Consider the following 4,084-nt stretch of genomic DNA (forward strand, 5'->3'; position numbering starts at 1 on the left):
GTGGGGATGTCGGAATCGCCTCTGATCGCTTCTGCTTTGCCGGTACGGTAGCGGGAACAGGGTCGGTGTCAAGGATCATAATACGATGAGGCAGGCGGCTGGTTATCTCCAGCATGTCTCGGCACTCAGAGCGGCGTGATCAAGGAAAACCGGATGCGCGAGGGAGAAAAGTCGCCGCTGAGGCCGTCTGGCCTCTTTCGTCGATGATGACGCAATGATCGCCGTCGAGCATGCCAAGGGGCAACTCGCTGCGAAGGAGGCCGCACGGGGTCTTTCGATTCGGGCGACGGCGAGGACGGTGTCCGGACTACAGCCCGTACTCGCGCGGCAGCCACTTCTCGGCGGGCGCCTCGGCGATCATCTCCTCGATGAACCGTCCCTCCTCGGCGGGCATGGACTCGACCGCGGCTTCGATCGCGTCGAGGAAGCCGGCCTCCTTCTCCTCGATCTTGACCCGGCCGGCCTCACGGCCCGAGCGGAGGAGTTCGACCGCCTTCAGCGCCACGGCCTTGCCGGCGGCGTAGTCATCGGGCGCGCCGACGAGCGTGCGGGAGAGTGCGATGACATTGTCGGGGGCGAGGATGAAGGCCTGGGGGTCGAGGCGTGCATCGGAAGCGACGAGCCAGTCGCGCAGCAGACGCGGCTGTCCCGCCTCGGTCGCCTGGTTGAGGAGGCGGCAGTCGTAGACGAGTTGCTCCATATAGCAGGTCGGCGCCATGCCGCCGAGGAGTTTGATGTTCTGGACCGACTCGTTGGACCAGACATCGGCGTAGGCCATGGCGATATTGCCGGGCAGCGTCCCCCCGATTGTTGAAATGAAGATGGTCTCCTAGTCCGTCGATAGACGGCTTGGCCGATAAGGAGACCATCATGGATACGAGGGTGCTGTTGAGGCAGGTGGGGCTTGACAGGATATCGGACATCGGGGCCACGACCTTCAGAGATTTTGTTCGAGACGCGATGCGCGAGATGATCGCGAGAGTGATGGCGGAGGAGGTGCACCAGCTTTGTGGGGCGCGCTATCGTCCGGAAACAGGGGCGCGCCGCTATCGTGCGGGCTCGTCGCCGGGATATGTCTTGCACGATGGCCAGCGCATGGAGGTCGTTCGCCCGCGCGTTCGGGAGCGTACGCCGGCGGAGGCGACGACGGAGGTCAAGCTTGCGACTTATGAGGCGGCGCAAGATCCGACCGTGCTTCAAGGCCATCTGCTGGAAGCGCTGCGCTGTGGAGTAAGCAGCCGGGAGCAGAAGCGGCTGCGTGGAGACCGTACGCCGGGGACGAGCCGCAGCGAGGTCTCGCGGCTTTGGCTTGCGGAGGGGAAGCGCCTGTTGGGCGAGTTCCGTTCCCGCAGGATTGAGCGGGATGATTGGCTGGCGCTGCTTCTGGATGGCCTGGCCTTGGGTGGCGATCTGTTGGCCGTCGTGGCCTTGGGAATTGCGGCCGACGGGACCAAGATGCTCTTGGACTTCGAGATCGGCGCCTCGGAGAACGCGGAGGTGGCCAAGGGACTTCTGGCGCGCCTGCAGGCGAGGAACTTTCGCCCTGCCGCCGGTTGCCGGCTGCTGTCGGTTCTGGATGGATCCGATGCGCTGAAGCAGGCGGTGGTGGCCTACTGGCCAGAGGCGGTAACGCAGCGGTGCCTGGTGCACAAGGAGAGGAATCTGCGGCGCTACCTGCCCAAACGGCACTGGGGAGAGCTGGCCGGGTTGTTCGACCGCCTGCGTAAAGCCCAGGGCGAGAAGGCTGGACGCGAGGCCTTGCGAGCCATCGAGGCTTTCCTGGCCGACAAGAATGCGGCCGCCCTGGCCAGTTTCCACGAGGCGGGCGAAGATCTGATCGCCGTCCATAAACTCGAAGTCCCGGCCACACTCAACGGGAGTCTCTTGAGCACGAATCTGATCGAGAACCCGTTCCGGAATGTCCGGCGCAAGATCGGCCGGGTGACGCGCTGGCGGGCAGAGACCGATCAGCCCTCGCGGTGGCTGTCCTACGCATTGCTGGAGGCGGAGCGTGGCTTTCGCAGAATCAGGCACCATGGCGACCTTCCCCAGCTGGCGGCGGCTCTGAAGCGAAAGGAGTGCGCGGCAGCGGGGTGAGCGCTCGGCGCGCGCGGTCGCAACTCCGCTACGCCTACGGCTCCGCTCCGTCGCGACCGCGCCTTGACAAGAAACTCACAGGAGGTATGGTGCCTCCTGAATGTTATCGGCCATCTTCAGTTTCAACAATGGGTGGGACATCCCGTATTGCCGACCGGGCTGAGGTGGGCGCAGGCGGCGGTCTTGCCCTCCATCGCCATGGGGAAGCCAGTGATGGCCTTGAGATAGGGGTTTTCGTAGGCGCAGTCCTTGCCGGGGCCGACGGCGCCGCATTCGTGGGCGACGAGGGCGCGCACCGCGGTGATCGGCCGGACGACGGCGGCGAACGCGCGGGGGATCAGGCGCTGCTCGGCGAGCACCATCGCCGTGTTGCCGAAACCGCAGGCCGAGTCGCCGGCGGCGTGGACGCCGCGACGGCGCGCGATGTCGGCGATGTTGGTCCAGAGGAAGCGCATGTCCCGGGTGCCGAGAACGCAGAGGGAGAAGATCACCATGCGGATATCGCACATCGTCAGCGCCTCGTCGTGCAGTTCCTTGCCGCCGACGGACTCGATGGAGAGGAGTTCGGCCCCGAGGCGGGCGCTCTCGTCGAACACCTTGAGCATGCTGTCCCAGTAGCGGCCGCTGCGCAGGACCGGGGGGCGGACCATCTCCCGGTTGTCGTTGGGCGTCATGCGCAGGACGCTTTTCAGGCCGGAGTGCGCCGCCTCTTCCGCCATGCCGTCGAGCAGTATTTTACAAAGTTCGATTCCCCACTCCGGACGCGCCGTCATGTCGGGAAGGGTTTCGAATTCCAGCTGCACTCCGGGCGCCTCAAGTTCGGCCGCGCGGCGGAGCGCGCCTGTGACGATCTGCCGGTAGTGCTTCCGGACTTCAGGGAAGGTTTCGTCGTTGACCAGCATGGCGGGAAGGGTGAAGTTCAGTTCCGGATAGACGACTCCTCCGCCCAATGTCATGCCACTTTTGGTTTTGAGCGGCGTTTTCGCTCTTCCGTAAAGAAGGTCGTCCGCTTTGTCAATCGCCAGTCCGGAGTAGCGCTTCGCCATGGTCTTCTCCTGTCGGTTGCGAGGCCGATATCGATCGGGCGATATCGATCATCGCCGTCCCCACACTACCGCTCGACAAAGGTGAATTCTAGGAAAAGGGTCGTTGCGTTTTGTAATTTTATGCTTTCGTTGCTTCTCTGGCGGAGGCGCGCACTGTGCGGTGTCCGAGGGGAACGATAAGCCGGACCGATGCCCCTGCGCCAATTGAGGCTTCGCTAAGCCCCCTCCTTCCCGCCCTTCCCGAACGCACAAGCCGCCCTGAAGTCGAATACTTTGAACCGCCCGTCGCACCACAAATCCGTGCGCAGGTAACCGGAGAACGCGCAGTGTCCTGCCACTTGAGCGCGCCTTGCCGACACATTTATGGAATCCTGACCCCCGACGGACTGACCGTCAAGCTTAACACATTACGGCCCATACCCCACCGACCGAATCACACCCTGCAGCTCGGTCTTGATCTGGCAGACCCGGCCGGGAGTGACATGGATGCGCTCGGCGATCTCTCCGGTGCCGTACCCACAGGCGAGAAGGGAAAGGACCCGGCGCTGACGGCGGTTGCAGCGCTTCGCGATCAGGCGCCAGTCGAGTCGGCGGCGAGTGGCCTCAAGGGGGTTGGCCCAGGACCGAGTGTCGGCAACGCTCTCCCGGAGAAAGTGACCGTCGTCCGAGTCAGCATCCAGACTAACCAGGACCACCTTCTCGGCCGCACGGGTACCGTCGGCGAGGGCATCGGTCGTGCTGGAGCCGGCGAACCGACGGCCAACTGTGACGGACCGGTTGGCGTACCACGCGAGGGTGCCGGCGGTCGCTAGGTCCTTCCCCTCGGCGCTGGTTTTGCCCTGGCGGTCGGCTGAAACGAAGGAAGCCCACGACTGCGCGACCGATTCCTGGACCATTTCGCCGCGGGCGTCGGCGTCGAGGTAAGAGAAGTGACGAGCGCT

At 64.4% G+C, this 4,084-nt stretch carries 3 protein-coding genes; 1 reads left to right on the forward strand and 2 read right to left on the reverse strand.

The window, feature by feature from the left end; all coding sequences use genetic code 11:
• Positions 1-307: 307 nt before the first annotated feature.
• A complete protein-coding gene (locus FJ222_12210; GenBank protein MBM4165185.1) occupies positions 308-778 on the reverse strand; it encodes a hypothetical protein in 471 nt (156 codons plus the stop codon).
• Positions 779-870: 92 nt separating this feature from the next.
• On the opposite strand from FJ222_12210, the gene FJ222_12215 reads away from it, so the two are divergent.
• Positions 871-2,097, forward strand: coding sequence for an IS256 family transposase (locus tag FJ222_12215; GenBank protein MBM4165186.1), 1,227 nt, complete (start codon positions 871-873; stop codon positions 2,095-2,097).
• Between the two features lie 122 nt (positions 2,098-2,219).
• On the opposite strand, the gene FJ222_12220 is transcribed toward FJ222_12215, so the two are convergent.
• A complete protein-coding gene (locus FJ222_12220; GenBank protein MBM4165187.1) occupies positions 2,220-3,143 on the reverse strand; it encodes a hypothetical protein in 924 nt (307 codons plus the stop codon).
• Between the last annotated feature and the right edge of the window lie 941 nt (positions 3,144-4,084).

It is taken from the genome of Lentisphaerota bacterium (assembly GCA_016873675.1).
Lineage (GTDB): Bacteria > Verrucomicrobiota > Kiritimatiellia > RFP12 > JAAYNR01 > VGWG01.

Coding starts and splice junctions, on each gene's coding strand:
- FJ222_12210 (MBM4165185.1), bottom strand. CDS start 778: ATGGCCTACGCCGATGTCTGGTCCAACGAGTCGGTCCAGAACATCAAA.
- FJ222_12220 (MBM4165187.1), bottom strand. CDS start 3,143: ATGGCGAAGCGCTACTCCGGACTGGCGATTGACAAAGCGGACGACCTT.
- FJ222_12215 (MBM4165186.1), top strand. CDS start 871: ATGGATACGAGGGTGCTGTTGAGGCAGGTGGGGCTTGACAGGATATCG.